At 72.9% G+C, this 17763-nt stretch carries 14 protein-coding genes and 1 riboswitch; of the genes, 8 read left to right on the top strand and 6 right to left on the bottom strand.

Annotation, left to right across the window (positions count from 1 at the left end; genetic code table 11):
* Nucleotides 1–18: 18 nt before the first annotated feature.
* A complete protein-coding gene (locus MUN78_RS13035) occupies nt 19–2229 on the bottom strand; it encodes a TPM domain-containing protein (RefSeq protein ID WP_244726962.1) in 2211 nt (736 codons plus the stop codon).
* A gap of 105 nt (nt 2230–2334) precedes the next feature.
* Between MUN78_RS13035 and MUN78_RS13030 the strand changes: the two genes are divergently transcribed.
* Nucleotides 2335–3285: a biotin--[acetyl-CoA-carboxylase] ligase gene (locus tag MUN78_RS13030; RefSeq protein WP_244726960.1), complete on the top strand. Its 951-nt coding sequence runs from the start codon at nt 2335–2337 to the stop codon at nt 3283–3285.
* 132 nt (nt 3286–3417) lie between these two features.
* Here MUN78_RS13030 and MUN78_RS13025 read toward each other — a convergent pair whose 3' ends face one another.
* Nucleotides 3418–4836: an APC family permease gene (locus MUN78_RS13025; RefSeq protein ID WP_244726959.1), complete on the bottom strand. Its 1419-nt coding sequence runs from the start codon at nt 4834–4836 to the stop codon at nt 3418–3420.
* 191 nt (nt 4837–5027) lie between these two features.
* Between MUN78_RS13025 and MUN78_RS13020 the strand changes: the two genes are divergently transcribed.
* A complete protein-coding gene (locus tag MUN78_RS13020; protein ID WP_244726957.1) occupies nt 5028–5696 on the top strand; it encodes a TetR/AcrR family transcriptional regulator in 669 nt (222 codons plus the stop codon).
* 364 nt (nt 5697–6060) lie between these two features.
* Here the strand turns inward: MUN78_RS13020 and MUN78_RS13015 are convergent, their stop codons facing one another.
* Together MUN78_RS13015 and MUN78_RS13010 are read right to left on the bottom strand one after the other, a co-directional pair.
* Nucleotides 6061–7479, bottom strand: a complete 1419-nt coding sequence (locus MUN78_RS13015) for an APC family permease (protein ID WP_244726955.1) — start codon at nt 7477–7479, stop codon at nt 6061–6063.
* A 117-nt stretch (nt 7480–7596) separates the two neighbouring features.
* Complete coding sequence (locus MUN78_RS13010) at nt 7597–9336, bottom strand: amidohydrolase (RefSeq protein WP_244726954.1); 1740 nt, start codon at nt 9334–9336, stop codon at nt 7597–7599.
* Nucleotides 9337–9508: 172 nt separating this feature from the next.
* Here MUN78_RS13010 and MUN78_RS13005 point away from each other — a divergent pair, with 172 nt between their 5' ends.
* Complete coding sequence (locus MUN78_RS13005; protein WP_244726952.1) at nt 9509–10183, top strand: TetR/AcrR family transcriptional regulator C-terminal domain-containing protein; 675 nt, start codon at nt 9509–9511, stop codon at nt 10181–10183.
* On the opposite strand, the gene purU is transcribed toward MUN78_RS13005, so the two are convergent.
* The gene (purU, locus tag MUN78_RS13000) at nt 10180–11097 is read right to left on the bottom strand and encodes a formyltetrahydrofolate deformylase (protein ID WP_429952182.1); all 918 of its coding nucleotides are present in this window, start codon (nt 11095–11097) and stop codon (nt 10180–10182) included. The genes MUN78_RS13005 and purU overlap by 4 nt on opposite strands.
* Before the next feature lie 70 nt (nt 11098–11167).
* Nucleotides 11168–11252, top strand: a riboswitch (ZMP/ZTP riboswitch).
* 50 nt (nt 11253–11302) lie between these two features.
* Here purU and glyA point away from each other — a divergent pair.
* The 5 genes from glyA (at nt 11303) to MUN78_RS12975 (ending at nt 15766) form a co-directional block, all read left to right on the top strand.
* Nucleotides 11303–12586, top strand: coding sequence for a serine hydroxymethyltransferase (gene glyA, locus MUN78_RS12995; RefSeq protein ID WP_244726948.1), 1284 nt, complete (start codon nt 11303–11305; stop codon nt 12584–12586).
* A gap of 5 nt (nt 12587–12591) precedes the next feature.
* Nucleotides 12592–13482 (top strand): bifunctional methylenetetrahydrofolate dehydrogenase/methenyltetrahydrofolate cyclohydrolase, encoded by an 891-nt coding sequence (locus MUN78_RS12990; protein WP_244726946.1) that lies wholly within the window; start codon nt 12592–12594, stop codon nt 13480–13482.
* Nucleotides 13483–13562: 80 nt separating this feature from the next.
* Complete coding sequence (locus MUN78_RS12985; protein ID WP_244726944.1) at nt 13563–14282, top strand: VTT domain-containing protein; 720 nt, start codon at nt 13563–13565, stop codon at nt 14280–14282.
* Nucleotides 14283–14364: 82 nt separating this feature from the next.
* A complete protein-coding gene (locus MUN78_RS12980; RefSeq protein WP_244726942.1) occupies nt 14365–14724 on the top strand; it encodes an ArsR/SmtB family transcription factor in 360 nt (119 codons plus the stop codon).
* Nucleotides 14725–14773: 49 nt separating this feature from the next.
* The gene (locus tag MUN78_RS12975; RefSeq protein WP_244726940.1) at nt 14774–15766 is read left to right on the top strand and encodes an SRPBCC family protein; all 993 of its coding nucleotides are present in this window, start codon (nt 14774–14776) and stop codon (nt 15764–15766) included.
* 70 nt (nt 15767–15836) lie between these two features.
* Here MUN78_RS12975 and MUN78_RS12970 read toward each other — a convergent pair whose 3' ends face one another.
* The gene (locus MUN78_RS12970) at nt 15837–17759 is read right to left on the bottom strand and encodes a glycerophosphoryl diester phosphodiesterase membrane domain-containing protein (protein ID WP_244726938.1); all 1923 of its coding nucleotides are present in this window, start codon (nt 17757–17759) and stop codon (nt 15837–15839) included.
* Nucleotides 17760–17763: the final 4 nt, after the last annotated feature.

Genomic DNA, 17763 nt, shown 5'->3' with positions numbered 1-17763 from the left:
TTCACCGAGTGCGGGGGGTCAGAATCGGCCTCCCCCGCGGGAGCGCCGGGAACCGCCGGAGGAACGGCGCGAGCCCCCGGAGGAGCGCCGCGACCCGCTCGAGGAACGGCGCGACGAGCCGCCCCAGGAGGAGCCTCCCGAGCTGCGCGAGCCGCCGCCCCAGAACCCGCCTCCCGAGCCGCCGGAGCCGCCGAATCCGCCGCCCTGGCCGAGGATGCCGCCGAGGATCGCGCCGAAGTCGCCGCCGGAGGATCGAGGATCGCCGAATCCGCCGATGCCACCGCCGCCGTACCCTGCGCCGGAGCCGCCGAAGCCCGTGACGTCGGACTGCGCTGCGGAGAGGGCCTGGGCGGCGAGCGCGGCGGCCCGCTGCGCCTCCGCCAGCGCGCCCTGCGGATCCGCCTGCCTGGCGGCCTCGGCGCGGCCGAGCGCGGCGCGCGCCTCCGCGGCTCGCGTGCGGGCGGTCGCGCCCACGGCGCCCCGCCTGGCCTCGATGTAGGACTCGGCCTGGCGCAGCTGATCCGCCGCCTGCGCGAGGTTCGCCTCGAGCAGCTGCCGGGTGCGCGCCGCCTCCTGCGCGGCCTGGACGACCCCGTCGATGCGGGTGTTCGCCGCGTCGAGGGCCCGCAGCGCTTCCGCGGGCCGCCGCGGCGCGCTCGTGAGCAGTTCGCGGGCCTGGGCGAGCTGCTGCTCCGTCGCCTGCACCGCGGCGGCGATCGCCCCGCCCTCGTCGGGCAGCGCACGGGCTCCCGCCACGTCCTGCTCGATCTCCGCGACGAGCGCGGCGGCGCGCTGCTCGAGCTCCGCGAGCTCGCCCGCGCGCGCGGCGATCTGCTGCAGCAGCGCCTCGGCCTGGACGACGGCGGCCTCGCCCTCCCGGATCGCGACGGCGGCGCTGCCGGAGCCGGCGCTCGGGGCGCCGGCGCCCGGCGCGGTGGCGCTCGCCCCCGTGCCAGTCGCCGCGCCGGCATCCGTCCCCGTGGCGGCGCCCGCTCCCGCGTCAGGTCCCGATCCCGCATTCGCCTCCGCGCCCAGCGCCGCCTGGGCCGTCCGCTCCCGATCCTGCGCGAAGGCGAGCAGCGAGGCGGCCTGCTCGGGCGCCGAGGCCAGGGCGGCGAGCTCCTCGGCCGCGTAGACCGTCCCGAGCCGGGCGAGCTCGGCCGCGGCATCGGCGCCGTCGCCGAGCCGGCGGCGCCGATCGGCGAGCGCCGCGAGCGCGGCCGGGGCGTCGCGCTCGATGGCGCGGAGCTGTTCGAAGGCGTCGGCCTGCGCATCGAGCACGGCGTCCACCTCGTCGCAGCGGGCGAGGATCTGCTCGAGCCAGTCGCGGCGCTCGGCGTCCGCCTCGGGGACGGCGTCGTCGAGCTGCTGGCGCAGGGAGAACGCCTCGAGGATCTTCGCGCGCGCGGTGTCGAGGGCCGTACGGAACTCCACGACGGCCGCGTCGCCGAACTGGGCGCGCGCGAACTCGAGCTCCTGCCCGCTCGATCTCACGGCGTCGTCGGCGGCGACGAGCGCCGATCCCGCGCGCCGCTCCAGCTCGACGAGATCCGCCTCCGCGGCCGCCTGCGCGCGACGGCGGCGCACTGCGCGGGTCACGCCGAAGGCGGCCCCGCCGAGGCCGACGGCCCCCGCGCCCACCCCCACGGCGATCGCGGTGGCTCGGCCGGGGGCCGCGTGCGCCGCCTCGAGCTCGGCGGCGGCGGCGTCGATCGCGCCGGCCCAGTCCGAGTCGCGCAGCTGGGGGAGGACGTGCTCCTCGATCCCCGCGATCTGCCCCTCGCTCAGGGCGCCGTCATCGAGGCCGGAGACGAAGTACTGGCGCCCCTCCGTCGAGACGGCGAGCAGGTACTGCGCCTCGCCGAGGCCGTTGAGGTCGGCGGTCTCGTTCGCCCAGGCGATGCGATCGGACGGGTCGGTGAACTCGTCCGCGAAGACGACGTAGAGGTCGATCCCGGTCTCCTCGAAGGCGGCCGCGAGCCGGGCGTTCGCCGCGGACTCCTCCGAAGCCGAGAGGACATCGGCGGCGTCCGTGACGTGGCCGGCTCCGAGCTCCACGGGCGGCACGGCGCTCGCGGCGGGCCCCGCGAGCAGCATCCAGGCGGCGCCGAGGCCCGCCGCGGCGCCCCAGCTCGCGAGCCGTCCGAGCCGCGCGCGGCGCGGGGATCCCTCCGGCGCACGGGCTCCGGCGGGGCGGTACGGCGTGGGGGCGATCCGCGTGTGTTCCACACTCGGAGTGTAGGGGGCGGAGGGCGCGCGGGTCCATCCCGGCGCGCGAGTCCATCCCGGCGCGCGGCCGCATGCGGCGTCGGAGGGCTGCGGTAGCCTCGGGGCATGGATCTGCGTCGAAGCCGCGAGCTGCTGCCCGAGGTCATCTGGCGCGAGAGCTCGCCGTCGACGAACGCCGAACTGCGGGAGCTCGTCGCCCGGGAGGCGCTGCCGCACGGCAGCCTGCTCGTCACCGCGGATCAGACGGCGGGGCGGGGCCGGCTCGATCGCGGCTGGGTGACGCCGCCGGGAACGTCGATCGCCGCGTCGCTGCTCGTGCGCGGTTTCGGTGCGCGGGGGCTCGGCGCGAGCTGGTTGCCGCTGCTCGCGGGATCGGCGATCGCGACCGCGCTGCAGCCGCTCTTCCGCGCGGGCGCGTCGGCCGGTGCGGATCGGCCCGGAGCCGCTGCTGATCAGCCCCGGGACGGCGCGGATCGCCTCGGGCGGAGCCACGGCGCTGGAGCCGTCGATACCCCCGCGCGGAGCGCGAAGCGCGTCGGGGTGAAGTGGCCGAACGACGTGCACGTGCGCGACGAGGAGGACGCGATCGCGGGCCGTCCGGGCAAGAAGCTGTGCGGGATCCTGTGCGAGATGCTGCCCGCGCCGCCGGGCGACGGGCCCGCGATCGTCGTGGGCGCCGGGATCAACCTGCTCATCCCCGAGTGGGAGCTCCCCACCGAGCGGGCGACGTCGCTCCTCGCAGCGGGTGCCGACGTCGGCGGGGCGGAGAGCCTCGCCGATCCGGCGGGGTCGGATCTCGCCGACCGGGTGCTCGCCGCCTACGCCGCGGAGCTCCTGCGGCTCGTCGCGCTCGCCGCGGACGACCCGCGCGCCGCGCGCATCCGGGTCGCGCGGCATTCGCTGACGCTCGGCACCGAGGTGCGGGTGCACCTGCCCGGCGGCGAGATCGTGGACGGCCGGGCGCGGGAGCTCGCGGAGGATGGCGCGCTCGTGGTGGATCTCCCCACGGGCGGCACTCTCACGGTGTCCGCCGGGGACGTCGAGCACCTCCGCTGAGCCCCGACCCGGCCGGAGGATCCGGCCGGCGGCGCGGCGGGAGGATCCGGACCCCGACCCGGACTCGGGGTCGGACCCTGACCCGGACCCGGGCCGGGCCCCGGTGCGTCCCGCGGCCCGGACCCGGCCGGCTCAGCGGGTGCCGTCGAGCGGGAACTCCTTCGAGAGCGCGTCGATCGCCTCGGTCGACGGCTCCTCCTCCGAGAAGTCGAGCTTCGGGACGGGCCGGCGGAAGAATCCGGTCTTCAGCGCGAGGATGACGACGCCGATGAGCAGCCAGATCCCGCCGATGATCCAGGTGAGGCCCTCGAGGGAGGTCCACAGCCAGATCGTCAGGGCGAAGCCGACGAGCGGGAGCACGCCGTAGCGGATCACCTGCCAGGCGGTCAGCGGTTCGGTGCGGCCGCCCTGCGGGAAGAGGTAGGTGCGGATCACGGCGAGGTTCACCATGGCGAACGCGGCCAGCGCGCCGAAGCTGATCATGAACGCGGCCTGGTCGAGGCTGAGGAAGAGGCTCGACAGCGCCACGACGGACACCGTGGTCGCGGCCACGATGGGGGTGCCGAACCGCTTGGAGAGGATGCCGAGCGGGCGGGGCAGGATGCTGTCGCGGCCCATGGAGTAGAGGATGCGCGAGACGGCGACCTGGCCGGCGAGGCCCGAGCCGAAGCATCCGGCGACCGTGATGATGATGAAGATGGCGGTGAGCACCTCGCCGCCGACGTGGTCGAAGAGCACGACGCCGGCCGCGTCGAGCAGCTCCTGCGACGCCTGGCTCCAATCGGAGAGGTAGTAGGCGCGGGCGCCGACCCAGGCGACGAAGATGAAGATGAGCCCGCCGATGATCGTGGTGAGCATGATGGCGCGGGGGATGTCCTTGCGGGGGCGCTTCGCCTCCTCCGAGAGCGTGGAGACCGCGTCGAAGCCGAGGAAGGACAGGGCGAGCACGGCGGCGCCGGTGAAGATGGGGCTGTAGCTCTCCGTCCCCGGGATGAAGGGCTCGATGAGGCTCGGCGCGTTCGGGTCGCCGATGGCGGTCTTGATGGCGAGCACGGCGAACACGAGGACCGCGGCGAGCGACACGACGACGATCACCGTGTTGATCTTGCCGACGAGGGAGATGCCGAGGACGTTGAAGACGAACACGGCGACGAGCGCGGCGAGCGTGAACACCCAGCTGGGCACGTCGGGGAACTGCGTGCCGACGTAGAGCCCGAGGATCAGGAAGTTGATCATCGGGATGAAGAGGTAGTCGAGCATCAGCACCCAGCCGGTGAGGAAGCCGGTCGCGCCGCCGAAGGACTGCTGCGCATAGGTGTAGGCGGATCCCGCGACCGGGTAGCGGCGCACCATGGCGGCGTAGCTCGAGGCGGTGAAGAGCATGACGATGAGCGCGACGACGTAGGAGTCGACGAGGTGGCCCTCGGTGAGCTGGTTGACGATGCCGTAGGTCGTGAAGACCGTGCCGATCGCCATGTAGGAGAGCCCGAACAGCGTGAGCGTGATCGGGCCGAGTGTGCGCTTGAGGTGGGCCCCGGTGTTCTGGCTCACATGATCTCCTTTGATGCGGAAGGTCGGGGCATCGGGCTCCGGAGACGGAGCGGGATGCGGGGAGGGGGATCCGAAATGAACAATGTTCTTTTTGGCGTGACTAGAATAGCCCCGTGGACGCCCGAGCGCGAACCGGGGCATCGGACGCCCCGCGCGGGGCGTGAATGCGGACGAAGGAGTGCGGAGCGCGGATGGCCGAGACGAAGCGGCGACGGGTCGGCCGGCCCAGCGAGCAGGTGCTCTCGCGAGTGCTGATCGTCGAGGCCGCGCTCGCGCTCATCGACGAGCACGGCGCGCAGGGCTTCGGCATGCGCGACATCGCGCGCAGCCTCGGCGTGCGCCCTTCGGCGCTCTACAACCACGTCGAGAACAAGGACGACATCTACCGCGGGATCCGCGAGCTCATCGGCGAGCGCATCACCTGGGACGGTCTCGACGACGCGCCCTGGGATGTCGCGCTCGCCGCCTGGGCGCGCGAGTACCGGGCGGCCTTCGCGGCGCATCCGCCGACGGTGGCGCTGCTCGCGGTGATGCCGATCTCGCCGACCTCGAGCGTCAGCGTCGCCTACGATCGTGTCGTGCACGCGCTCGGCCGCGGCGGATGGGGGCGCGGTGAGGCGCTGAACGTGCTCGTCGCGCTCGAGTCGTTCATCCTGGGTTCCGCTCTCGACGCGGCTGCGGCGCCCGACATGATGGATCCCGGGGAGCGCGATGACGTCCCGGAGTTCAGCGCGGCGTATCGCGAGCGCGAGGAGCTCGTCCGGAGCACCGGCGCGAGCCCGGCGGACCAGGCGTTCGAGACGGGCCTGCAGCTGATCCTGGACGGTCTCCGCGCGGCGGCTGCCGCCCGCGCCCGCTGATCCCCGCCCCTCCCGCCCGCGACCTCCCGCCCGCGACCTCCTGCCCCTCGCCTCCCCGATCCCGCCCTCGCTTCCCGATCCCGCGTCTTCTCGCCCCGCCCTCTCGCTTCCCGCCCGCGCTTCGCACGTCAGGAGTTGCGACCGAGAGCGGCCGGAAGTCGCAAGTACTGACGTGCGAAGGGAGACGGGAGGGGGAGGGAGGGAGGGAGAGGGGGGAGGGAGACGGGAGGGAGAACGGGGAGGGAGACGGGAGAGGGAGGGAGAACGGGGACGGAGACGGGGGAGGCGAGGGTCCGCGTCTGATCCGGGCGGACCGGGCGGACCGGCCCGGATCAGACGCGGACCGGCCCGGATGAGGCCCGGATCAGGCGCGGTCGCCCTCCAGCGGGAAGTCGGCGCCGAGCTGATCGATCTGCTCGGTCGTCGGATCCTGCTCGGAGAAGTCCATCTTCGGGACGGGGCGCTTGAAGCCGCCGGTGACGATCGCGATGATGATCACGCCGATGACGAGCCAGATCCCGCCCACGATCCAGGTCGTCGCCTCGAGCGAGGTCCACAGCCAGATCGTGAGCGCGAAGCCGATGAGCGGCGCGACGAGATGGACGAGGATGCTCCGGACGGTGAGCGGCTCCCGCCGGCCGCCCTTCGGGAAGATGTACGTGCGGATCACCGACAGGTTCACCATCGCGAACGCCGCGAGCGCGCCGAAGCTGATCATGAACGCGACGACGTCGAGCGAGAGGAAGAGCGCCGACAGCGCGAAGAACGACACGATGCAGGCGGCGACGATCGGCGTGCCGAAGCGGCGGTGCAGGCGCGACAGCGGCTTCGGCAGCATGCCGTCGCGGCCCATCGCGTAGAGGATGCGCGAAACGGAGACCTGGCCGGTCATGCCGGATCCGAAGGCGCCGACCACGTACACGGCGACGAAGAACGCCGTGAAGGCGGTGCCGCCGATCTCGTTCATCACCGTGACGCCCGCGGCGTCGATCGCGGTCGCGTCGAGCGAGTCCCAGTCGGGCTGGAAGGCGAGCGCACCCGTCCAGGAGACGAGGATGAAGAACAGCCCGCCGATGAGGGTGGCGAGCACGATGGCGCGCGGGATGTCCTTGCGCGGGTGCTTCGCCTCCTCGGAGAGGGTGGAGACGGCGTCGAAGCCGAGGAAGGAGAGGGCCAGGATGGCCGCGCCCGAGGCCACCGCGCCGATGCCGCCCTCGCCGAAGGTGAAGGGCTCGATGAGGCTGACGGAGGTGTCGCCGCCGAACGCGGCCTTGAAGGCGAGCACCATGAAAATCACGACGAGGATCACGGAGAGCCCGATGATCGCGAAGTTCAGCTTGTTCACGAGCGTGATCCCGAGGATGTTGAACAGGAGCACGAGCAGCAGCGCCACGAGGGTGAACACCCAGACCGGCACGGCCGGGAACTGGGTGTTCAGGTAGATGCCGATGAGCATGAAGTTGATCATCGGGATGAAGAGGTAGTCGAGCAGCATGACCCAGCCGGTGAGGAAGCCGGCGGCGCCGCCGAAGGACTGCTGGGTGTAGGTGTACGCGGATCCGGCGACCGGATAGCGGCGCACCATGGCGCCGTAGCTCGCCGCGGTGAACAGCATCGCGACGACCGCGACGACGTAGGCGGCGGGGAGGTGCCCGTCGGTCACCTGGTTGACGATGCCGTAGGTCGTGAAGACCGTGATCACCGTCATGTAGGTCACGCCGAACAGGGTGAGGCCGGTGAGGCCGAGCGCGCGCTTCAGGCGCGGTTGCGTGGTGTCGCTCACGATGTCTCCTTTGATTCGTGGGGGTGCGGGCTCGCGGTCGGGGTCGGAATCGGGTGCTGGATCGGGATGGGGCCGGGGTTCGGGAGGGGTGAGGATCGGGCTCGCGTTGCGAGTAGGCTACCCGCGGAAGGTGGCTTTGCCCGCGAGCCACGTGCCGCGGACTTCGAGCCCGGCGATCGCCTCGGGGGCGATGCGCAGCGGATCGGCGGACAGCCAGACGGCGTCGGCGACGCGGCCGACCTCGAGCGTGCCGCGATCGGGGGCGAGCGCCTGCCGTGCGATGCCGGCGGTGTACGCCGCGTAGGCGGCGCCCGCGTCGATCCGCTCCCCGGGCAGCCAGGCGGCCGCCTCGGGATCGGCCGGGTCGTGCCGCGTGATCGCGGTCGCCAGGGCGGGGCGCCAGTCGAGGGTCGTCACGGGCCAGTCGCTGCCGAAGCTGACGGTGGCGCCGCTGCGGTGGATCGAGCCGATGAGGTACTGCCACTCGTCGCGGGGGTGCCCGAGGTGCGGGATCGTGAGATCGCGCATCACGGCGTCGCACTGGGCCCAGTACGGCTCGAAGTTCGCGATGACCCCGAGCTCCGCGAAGCGCGCGACGTCCGCGGGATCGAGCAGCGCGACGTGCGCGATGACGTGGTGGCGCTCGCGCTCCGGATCGGCGGCGCGGGCGGCCCCGAGGGCGTCGAGCGCGTGCCGGTTGGCGGCGTCGCCGATGGCGTGCAGGTGCAGCTGGAAGCCGTCGGCGTCGAACGCCGCGGCGGCCTCGGCGAGTTCGTCCGGGCTCCAGTTCGGCAGACCGCGGTCGTCGGGGCGGTCCGCGTAGGGCTCGAGGAGCGCCGCGGTGTGGCTCTCGACGACGCCGTCGACGAAGAACTTCACGGTCTCGGCGGTGAGGCGCGGATGCGCGAGGCCGCGCACGCGTTCGCGGGCCGCGGCGAACGCCGCCCGCTGCGCGCGCCAGCGCGCGGGGTCGGCGCGGAACGCCAGATTCACGCGCGTGTGCAGCCGGCCCTGCTCCGCGGCGGCGAGGTACACCTCGAGGTCGCCAGGCTCGACCCAGGCGTCCTGGATCCAGGTCGTCCCCTGCGCGGCGTAGGCGCGCGTCGCGCGCTCGATCGCGTCGAGGCGCTGCGCGAGCGCGAAGGCCGGCACGACGTCGGCGAGGAAGTCGTTCGCCGCGGCTTCCTGGAGCGTGCCGAGGGGGCTGCCGTCGGCCCGGCGGACGATGCGGCCGAGCGCGGGATCGGGCGTGTCCGCCGTGATCCCGCCCGCCGCGAGCGCCGCGGAGTTCGCCCAGGCCGTGTGGTAATCCCAGGCGCGCAGGATCGTCGGGGTGTCCCCGGTGACCTCGTCGAGCCAGCGGGCGTCGAAGAGGCCGCCCTCGGCGAAGGTGGCGTCGTAGCTCGCGCCCACGATCCACTCGGCGTCGGGGTGCTCCGCCTTCCACGCGGCGACCGCCGAGAGGATGCCGGGCAGATCGGCGGCCTCGCGGATGCGCGGCCCGAGCGCTTCGACGCCGCCGAGCAGCGGGTGCGCGTGCCCGTCGCCGAGCGCCGGGGCGAGCGTGCCGCCGGCCAGGTCGATGCGGGCGTAGGCGGTCGGGTCCGCGTCGAGGAGCGCCAGAGCCTCGGCTCCGAGGGCCCGGACGCGGCCGTCGCGGAAGGCGATCGCGTCGCTCGTGACCGCGTCGCCGTCGCGGTCCGGGTCGACGATCACGGTGCCGCCGGTGAACACCGTGCCGCCGGCGGACGCCGTGCCGTCGGTGGATACCGTGCCGCCGTCGTGCGCCGTGCTGCCGTCCGGGAACGCAGCCCCCGCCGTTCCGTCCGCGGAGTCCGGGCCGTTGCTGGCGTTCATGCTGCTCCTTCGCCGCTCGCTCGCCCGCTCCGCGTCCGCCCGAGCGGTCGCGGGACCGTCGGAGCACCCGAAACGAACGCAGTTCGTTTACTGTAGGGAGAGAATAGTACGGATCCATCCGGGACGCGAGCCGATCCCGCCGATCCCGACGGAACGATGCGGAGGTGCGATCGTGGCGGTGCCGAGCGCGCGGCGCGGCGCGGGGCGCCCGAAGCGGAGGGTGCTCTCGCGGCGGTTGATCCTCGAGACGGGTCTGAGGCTCATGGACGCGCACGGCGTGGACCGGGCGGGTATGCGCGCGATCGCCGATGAGCTGGGGGTGCGACCCTCCTCGCTCTACAACCACGTCGCGGGGACCGCCGATCTCATCGCCGGCGTCCGGGAGCTCATCAGCGACCGCATCGATACCGGAGTGTTCGCCGCAGCGCCCTGGGACGCGGCGCTCGAGGCCTGGGCGAGGTCCTACCGCTCGGCGTTCGCCGCGCACCCGCCGACCATCGCGCTGCTCGCGGTCACCCCGCTCGCGGAGCGCTCGGACACGACCCGCATGTACGACGCGGTCGTCGCGGGGCTCGTGCGCGCGGGCTGGCCGCCGGAGCGCGTGCTCACCGTGATCGTCGCCCTCGAATCGTTCATCCTCGGCTCGGCGCTCGACTACGAGGCGGCCGACGACATGTTCGAGCCCGGGCCGCGCGCGGACGTGCCGGCGTTCACCGCGGCCTACCGGGCGCGCGAGCGAGCGCTCGCCGCGAGCGGCACGCGGCCGGCGGACGCCGCATTCGAGCTCGGGCTGCGCGCCCTCGTCTCGGGCCTCCGCGCCGAGCACGCGGCGCTGACGCGCGGCTAGAAGATGATCGTGCGGGCGCCGTCGGCGAGCACGCGATTCTCCGCGAAGGAGCGCACGGCGTGGCGCAGCACCCGCGCCTCGACGTCCTGTCCGAGCTGCGTGAGCTCGCGGGGGCTGTCGGCGTGGTCGACCCGCACCACGTCCTGCTCGATGATCGGACCCTCGTCGAGGTCGGTCGTCACGAAGTGGGCGGTCGCGCCGATGAGCTTCACCCCGCGCCGGTGCGCCTGCTTGTAGGGGTTCGCGCCCTTGAAGCCCGGGAGGAACGAGTGATGGATGTTGATCGCGCGCCCGGCGAGCGCCTCGCAGAGCCCCGGGGAGAGGATCTGCATGTACCGGGCGAGCACCACGAGCTCGATGTCGTGCTCGGCGACCGCCTCCAGCACGCGCGCCTCGAAGGCCGCCTTGTCGTCGGCGCCGGCGATGGCGCGGTGCTCGAAGGGGACGTCGTAGAACTCGGCGATGTCGCGCACGGTCTCGTGGTTGGACAGGATCAGCGGCACCTCGATCGGCAGCTGTCCGCCGCGCCCGCGGTAGAGCAGGTCGTTGACGCAGTGCGTCGCGGTCGAGGCGAGGATGAGGGTGCGCACGGGGCGGCCGACCGTGTCGAGCCGCCAGCTCATGCGGTACCGCTCGGTGACGGGCGCGAGCGCCTCGGCGAAGCGGGCCTCGAAGGTCTCGGGCTCGGCCACGGCCTCCACCTGCAGCCGCATGAAGAAGCTCCCGGTGTCGGCCGAGGCGAACTGCTGGCTCTCGGCGATGTTGCCCCCGGCCGCCACGACCGCACCGCTGATCGCGTGGACGATGCCGGGACCGTCGGTGCAGGAGAGGGTGAGGACCCACTGGGTCTCGGACGGTGCTGCGGCTGCCGGGATCGTGTTCACGAGGTACCAGGGTAGTGGATCGACCCGCATCGGGCCGTCGCGGAGCGTCTGCGCGCCGTCGTCATCGTGCGCTGTCGTCGTGGCGCGCGCGTTGCTAAGCTGGGGGCGTCGTGACTGGCGTACAGATGGTCACCATCGGGGAACGACGCTCTCGCTCGGAAAGGCCGCTCGCCTGGGCCGTGAATTTCCGAACCGGTAGTCCGCCTGCGCGGGAAGATACTCAAGGAGCAGCACCATGTCCACCCAGTCAGCCTTCTTCAACGAGCCGCTCGAGGTCGTCGATCCCGAGATCGCCGAGGTGCTCAAGAACGAGCTCGGCCGTCAGCGCTCGACCCTCGAGATGATCGCGAGCGAGAACTTCGTGCCGCGCGCCGTGCTCGAGTCCCAGGGCTCCGTGCTCACGAACAAGTACGCGGAGGGCTACCCGGGCCGTCGCTACTACGGCGGCTGCGAGTTCGTCGACATCGCGGAGGATCTCGCCCGCGAGCGCGCGAAGTCCCTCTTCGGCGCGAAGTACGCGAACGTGCAGCCCCACTCGGGGGCCTCGGCCAACGCGGCGGTGCTCTCCGCGATCGCGGAGCCTGGCGACACCATCCTCGGCCTCGAGCTCGCCCACGGCGGGCACCTCACGCACGGGATGAAGCTCAACTTCTCGGGCAAGCTCTACGACGTCGTCTCCTACGGCGTGGACCCCGAGACCTTCCTCGTCGACCTCGACGTGGTCCGCCAGAAGGCGCTCGAGCACCGGCCGAAGGTCATCATCGCGGGCTGGTCGGCGTACCCCCGCACCCTCGATTTCGCCCGCTTCCGCGAGATCGCCGACGAGGTCGGCGCGACGCTCTGGGTGGACATGGCCCACTTCGCCGGCCTCGTCGCCGCAGGGCTGCACCCCAACCCCGTGCCGCACGCGCACGTCGTCTCCTCGACCGTGCACAAGACGATCGGCGGGCCCCGCTCCGGCTTCATCCTCACGAACGATCTCGAACTGCACAAGAAGCTCAACACGAACGTGTTCCCCGGGCAGCAGGGCGGTCCGCTGATGCACGTCATCGCGGCGAAGGCGACCGCGTTCAAGCTCGCGGCGAGCGAGGAGTTCGCCGACCGGCAGCGACGCACGCTCGCCGGCGCGAAGCTCCTCGCCGACGCGCTCACGACCGACGCGTCGCAGGCGGCGGGCGTCGACGTGCTCACGGGCGGCACCGACGTGCACCTCGTGCTGGCGGACCTGCGCAACTCCTCGCTCGACGGCCAGCAGGCGGAGGACGCCCTCCACGCCGTCGGCATCACGGTGAACCGCAACGCCGTGCCCTTCGACCCCCGCCCGCCGATGGTCACCTCCGGGCTGCGCATCGGCACGCCGGCGCTGGCGACCCGAGGCTTCGGCGAGACCGAGTTCGCCGAGGTCTCCGACATCATCGCGCAGACCCTGCAGCAGACGGGCGACGTCGAGGCGCTGTCGGCCCGCGTGCGCGCGCTCGCGGACGCCTTCCCCCTGTACCCCGGCCTCGAGGAGTGGTGAGCGCGATGACCGAGCAGCGAGACGGGGCGCGGATCCTCGACGGCACGGCCGCCGCGGCGGCGATCAAGCAGGAGCTCTCGGAGCGGGTGGCCGCGCTCGCCGAGCGCGGCGTCGTGCCGGGGCTCGCGACGGTGCTCGTCGGCGAGGATCCGGGCTCGCAGTGGTACGTCGCGGGCAAGCACCGCGACTGCGCGGAGGTCGGGATCGCGTCGATCAAGCGCGAGCTGCCCGAGACGGTGACGCAGGAGGAGCTCGAGGCCGTGCTCGACGAGCTCAACGCCAACCCGGAGTGCACGGGGTACATCGTGCAGCTGCCGCTGCCGAAGCACATCGACACCGACCGCATCCTGGAGCGGATCGACCCCGATAAGGACGCCGACGGGCTCCACCCGACGAATCTCGGCCGGCTCGTGCTCAACGCGAACTCGCCCATCGCGAGCCCGCTGCCCTGCACGCCGCGCGGCGTGATCGAGCTCGTCGAGCGCAACGGGCTCTCCTGGGCGGGCAAGCACGTGGTCGTGGTCGGCCGCGGGGTGACCGTCGGCCGGCCGATCGGACCGCTCCTCACGCGCCGCGAGTTCAACGCGACGGTGACGCTCACGCACACGGGCACGGCCGATCTCGGCGCGGAGCTGCGCCGCGCCGACGTGATCGTCGCCGCGGCGGGCGTCGAGGGGATCGTCCGCGCGGAGGACGTGCGCCCGGGCGCCATCGTCCTCGACGTGGGCGTCTCGCGCAAGACCGACCCCGAGACGGGCAAGAGCCGCGTCGTGGGCGACGTCGACCCCGGCGTCGCGGCCGTCGCGGGCTGGGTCTCGCCGAACCCCGGCGGGGTCGGCCCGATGACCCGGGCGCTGCTGCTGCAGAACGTCGTGGAGATGGCCGAACGGGCCTGAGGCCGGAGAACATCCAGGCGGGCGCGGCATACTGAGACACGGTGCCGCGCCCGCGGACCCTCCCCGACGAAAGCCGAGCAGTGAACCTGACGACCACCGCCCTCCACGCGATCGCGACCGTCCCGGCCCTCTTCGGCATCGACTGGCTCGATCCCGAGACGCTGCTCGAGGCGGGCGGCTGGATCGCGCTCGTGCTCGCATGCGCCTTCGTCTTCCTCGAGACCGGGGTGCTCGTCCTCGCGTTCCTCCCCGGCGACTCGCTCCTCTTCACCGTCGGGCTCTTCAGCGCGACCGGCATCATCGACATCCCGATCTGGCTCACCTGCACGCTGCTGTTCTGCTTCGCCTTCGCGGGGGATCAACTCGGCTTCATGATCGGCCGCAAGCTCGGCCCCGCCATCTTCAGCAGAGAGAAGAGCCGGCTCTTCAATCCCGAGAACGTGGAGCGGACCCATGCCTTCTTCGAGAAGCACGGCCCGAAGGCGATCATCATCGCCCGCTTCCTGCCGATCTTCCGCGCCTTCGTGCCCGCCGCCGCGGGCGTGGGGAAGATGCACTACCGCCACTTCGTGATCTACAACGCGGTCGGCGCGCTGCTGTGGGGCGTCGGCGTGACGCTCCTCGGCTACTTCCTCGGTCGCATTCCCTTCGTGCGCGAGTACAGCGAGATCTTCATCATCGTGCTCGTGCTGCTCCCGGGCATCCCGATCCTCCTCGAGGCATGGCGCGCGTTCCGCGCGTGGCGGGCGAAGCGGCGCGCGGGCGGCGCCGCGGATCCCGAGCCCTCCGCCGCCGAGTAGCCCGCCGAGCGCACTCCCGGGGTTGACGCGGCGACGCACGCGTCGTAATGTACAACCAGATGGTTTCATAATGGAGGCGAGCATGGCACGGACGGTGACGGATGCGGCGATCGGCGCGACGCTGAGCGACGCGCAGGTCGACCGGATCTTCCGCGCGCTGGCCGACGCCACCCGGCGCGACATCGTGCGCCGTACACTCACCGCCGAGGCGTCCATCTCGGAGCTCGCGGCCGACTACGACATGACCTTCGCGGCCGTGCAGAAGCACATCGCCGTGCTGGAGGCCGCCGATCTCGTGGCGCGGACCCCGCGCGGAAGGGAGCGCATCATCCGAGGCAACCCCGACACCATCGCCCGCGCCCGGGATCTGCTCGGGCACTTCGAACAGCTCTGGCGCGCGCGCATCGATCGCCTCGACGCGCTCCTCGCCGAGCATCCCTGACCCCGCGGCGCGCACCGAGGCGCGTCGCACCCGACGAAAGGCCGACATCATGCCCATCACCGACGTGGTCACCGATCCCGAAGCGCTCACCCTCACGGTGGTCGCCGACTTCACCGTCCCCGTGCAGCGGCTCTGGGACGCCTACACGGACCCGAGGCAGATCGAGCGCTTCTGGGGACCGCCGGAGTATCCCGCGACCTTCCAGCGGCACGACGCGTACCCCGGCGGGCGCAGCGCCTACTGGATGACCGGGCCGGAGGGCGACCGCAGCCACGGCTACTGGGAGTGGGTCTCGGTCGATGCCCCGCACGCCTTCGAGGTGCGCGACGGCTTCGCGCGGGAGGACGGCAGCCCGAACACGGAACTGCCGCACATGCGCATGGTGTTCGACTTCGCGGAGACCGCGCTCGGCTCCCGCCTCACCACCACGACGCACTTCGCCACGCTCGAGGAGCTCGAGCAGCTGCAGGGGATGGGCATGGTCGAGGGCATGCGCGCCGCCATGGAGCAGATCGACGGCGTGCTCGCCGAACTGCGCGACTTCGCCGCGGACCGGGCGACCCAGGTGCAGCTCATCGGGGAGTCCCAGGCACGCGTCTCCCGGGTCATCCGCGGCTCCGCCGAGCAGGTGTGGCGGGCGCACACCGATCCGGAGCTGCTCAGGCGCTGGCAGCTCGGCCCCGCCGGTTGGAGCATGCCCGTGTGCGTCTACGGCGCCGAGCCCGGTCAGGAGCTCCGCATCGAGTGGCAGAACGACGAGACCGGGGAGCGCTTCGGCTTCGCCGGCGTGGTCGTCGAAGCCGAAGCGCCCCATCGGCTCGTCTCCACGGAGCGCATGATCTCCCCGCAGGATCCCGAGGGGGCCGAGAGTCCCGAGACCCTCAACGAGCTCACGCTCACCCCGGTCGCGGACGGCACGCTGCTCGCGTATCTCATCACCTATCCGGATGCGGCGACCCGGGAGAACGTGCTCGCGACCGGCATGGCGGACGGGATGGAGTCGAGCTACGCGCGGCTCGAGCGCGAGGTGCTGATCGGCTGAGCGCGGCGCCCGTCGGGTCGCGGCGCCCGAGGGCCGGCGAGGCCTCCGGCCGGTCGCGGCCCGTCGGGCGCTACACCACCGTCACGAAGCGGGTGATGGTGTCGAGCAGGGCGTCGGCGAGCCCGGACTCCTCATCGATCTGCTCGCGCGTGCTGAGCGCGAGGTCGGGGTGGTCGGTGATGATGCCGTCGGTGTCGCGGCGCAGGTGCTCGCGGATTCCGGCGTCGTCGTTCACGGTCCAGGCCATGAATCCGAGGCCCGCGTTCCACGCGTCGTCCTGCATGGCCCGGGTGGCGGTCCACTGCTCGACGACGATGAAGTCGGCCGCGGTGTCGGGCACGTCGCCGCCGGCGAACGGCATCGTGTAGCCGACGGTCAGGTCGGGGCGGAGCCGCTTGAGCTCCGCGACGCTCGCCGCGTCGAGCGAGTGGTAGATGTTCGTCTCCAGCGCGTCGAGCGACTCCAGTTCGGCGACCAGCCGGGCGACGTGATCCTCGGTGTCGGCTCCGCCGAGCTTGATCTCGATGAGGAGCGGCATCTCGAGCTCCGCGGCCCGCCGCACGTAGTCGGCGAACGCGGGGATGGTGTCCTCGTGCCCGGCGCCGTCGCGCACCGTGATCGCCGTGAGCTCGGCGAGCGTGAGATCCTTCACGGCCGCCTGGCGCCCCGCGAGCCGGGAGAGCTCGGGGTCGTGCATCGCGATGAAGCCGCCGTCCTGCGTCTGCATCACGTCCATCTCGACGAGCTCGGCGCCCGCCGCGGCGGCGGCCTCGAGCCCGCCGATCGTGTTCTCGACGCCGCCGTCGGAGAACCCGCGGTGCGCGAGCACGAGCGTGTCCGGGGTGCCGGAGAGGCGCTGCATCGTCCCGATGCCCGCCGTCCCGAAGCCCGCGGCCATGATGACGGCGCCGAGTGCGACGATCGCGATCGGCCGCCGGGAGCGGCGCGGCGCGGCCGACGCTCCCGCGGGCCGGTCGAGCGCGGTGCGGCCGGCCGCGCGCTCGCCGGCCGCGCGCTCGCCGGCCGGGTGCTCCGCGGCCGAGGTCTCGCGGAGCGTCACGCCGGCGGGGAGGAGCTCGGCCGCCTCCCGCACCCGTGCGATCAGGATCGCGGCGACCATCGCCGTCGCGAAGCCGCTGAGCAGGAAGCCCGCGACCTGGACCGCGCCGAGGGAGTACGCCGCCACGATCGGCGCGGCGTCCGGCGCGATCGCATCGGCGAGGGCGGTCGGGGCGATGGCGACGCCGAAGAGCACGCCGGCGAGCGCGCCCGCGGCGGCGAGCACCGTCAGAATCGCGAGCACGAGGGGCACGGAGGCCCCGAGCCCCCGCGTCAGCCGCCAGCTGCTGCGCGAGGCGCGGCCGCCGTCCGTCAGCACGAACACCGGCACCGTCAGGGACAGGCGCACGTTGAGCAGCGCCAGCGCGATGAGCACGAGGGTGAGCGCGATGCTCGATGCGGGGCTCTTCGCGAGCTCGCCCGAGATGAACGGCGGGATCGCGATCCCGCGGGTGACGGTCGAGGTGAAGCCGAAGCCGGTGAGCGGCAGCAGCAGGAAGAGGTAGACGAGGAGCGACGCGGATCCCGGCCGCACGAGCTTTCGCGCCACCCGGCGCAGCTGCGCGAGGAACGCGCGCGGATCGAGCCCCGGCCAGCGCAGCAGCACGACGAGCGCCGTGAACTGCAGGGAGATGAGCCAGAAGGCCAGCACGACGATGACGACGAGCAGCGCGAGCGTCACGGGAAATCCGCCGCCGAGCCGGAGGTTCCCGGTGTCGAGCCCGTGCATGCCGCTCGCACGCAGCGCCTCCCGGAAGAGCCAGCCGATGAGCGGCAGGGCGACGAGCAGGATCACGAGCTGCGAGAGCAGGACGAGCCCCGCGAGTCGGGCGCCGCCGGCCCGGACGAGCCGCCAGCCCTCGCGCAGCAGCCTGCCGTAGTGCGAGCGCACGCGCCGCGGGGACGGGCGCGCGGCGGGGCTCCCGTGCGTCATGCTG

Source organism: Leucobacter allii, assembly GCF_022919155.1.
In the GTDB taxonomy this organism is placed as follows: domain Bacteria; phylum Actinomycetota; class Actinomycetes; order Actinomycetales; family Microbacteriaceae; genus Leucobacter; species Leucobacter allii.
This window is presented reverse-complemented; position numbering and strand designations above follow the sequence as displayed.

Excerpts from the sequence above, each read along its gene's own strand:
- MUN78_RS12975 (WP_244726940.1), top strand. The coding sequence starts at position 14,774 with ATGCCCATCACCGACGTGGTCACCGATCCCGAAGCGCTCACCCTCACG.
- MUN78_RS13010 (WP_244726954.1), bottom strand. The coding sequence starts at position 9,336 with ATGAACGCCAGCAACGGCCCGGACTCCGCGGACGGAACGGCGGGGGCT.
- MUN78_RS12970 (WP_244726938.1), bottom strand. The coding sequence starts at position 17,759 with ATGACGCACGGGAGCCCCGCCGCGCGCCCGTCCCCGCGGCGCGTGCGC.
- purU (WP_429952182.1), bottom strand. The coding sequence starts at position 11,097 with ATGCGGGTCGATCCACTACCCTGGTACCTCGTGAACACGATCCCGGCA.
- MUN78_RS12980 (WP_244726942.1), top strand. The coding sequence starts at position 14,365 with ATGGCACGGACGGTGACGGATGCGGCGATCGGCGCGACGCTGAGCGAC.
- glyA (WP_244726948.1), top strand. The coding sequence starts at position 11,303 with ATGTCCACCCAGTCAGCCTTCTTCAACGAGCCGCTCGAGGTCGTCGAT.
- MUN78_RS13020 (WP_244726957.1), top strand. The coding sequence starts at position 5,028 with ATGGCCGAGACGAAGCGGCGACGGGTCGGCCGGCCCAGCGAGCAGGTG.
- MUN78_RS12990 (WP_244726946.1), top strand. The coding sequence starts at position 12,592 with ATGACCGAGCAGCGAGACGGGGCGCGGATCCTCGACGGCACGGCCGCC.
- MUN78_RS13030 (WP_244726960.1), top strand. The coding sequence starts at position 2,335 with ATGGATCTGCGTCGAAGCCGCGAGCTGCTGCCCGAGGTCATCTGGCGC.